This window comes from Halioglobus sp. HI00S01, from assembly GCF_001635445.1.
In the GTDB taxonomy this organism is placed as follows: domain Bacteria; phylum Pseudomonadota; class Gammaproteobacteria; order Pseudomonadales; family Halieaceae; genus Halioglobus; species Halioglobus japonicus.
In genome coordinates this window covers 1-502 of record NZ_LWEE01000075.1, presented here as the reverse complement: position 1 = coordinate 502, position 502 = coordinate 1, and the positions used below count along the sequence as shown (strand labels likewise).

Here is a 502-nt window from a genome sequence, read left to right as displayed (position 1 = left end):
CTTGATCAACCGATCCCCTTCGACCATCAGCCGTGAGCTGCGCCGTAACCGAGGTGCTTGCGGTGGCTACTCGGCCCGCCTGGCCCAGCAGCAAATGCAGGCCCGCCGCCAGGTTTGTCGACCGATGCGAAAACTGTTGCCGGGTAGCGAGCGCTTCGAACTGGTGACCCATATGCTGCGTGAGCATTTGTCTCCCGAGCAGATTGCCGGCAAGCTGCGCAGCATGAACATACCCAACCTGCGAGATGCCTACGTCTGTCGCGAGACGATCTACAACGCGATCTATGCCCTGCCAGTGGGTGAGCTGCGTAAGGAGCTGATCATCTGTCTGCGCCAAGGCAAGACGACGCGCCGGCCGCGCTCTGGTGGCGTGGATCGGCGCGGCCAGATCCCCGAAATGGTCAGTATTCATGTGCGCCCGCCGGAGATTGAAGACAGGCTGATGCCGGGGCATTGGGAAGGCGACCTCATCAAGGGTAAGGCCAACGCCTCGTCCGTCGGT

Annotated in this window: 1 pseudogene; it reads left to right on the top strand. The window is 62.0% G+C overall.

Features of this window, described 5'->3' with window-relative positions:
* A pseudogene (locus tag A3709_RS12540) lies at window positions 1-502 on the top strand (IS30-like element ISPsp7 family transposase); the annotation flags it as partial.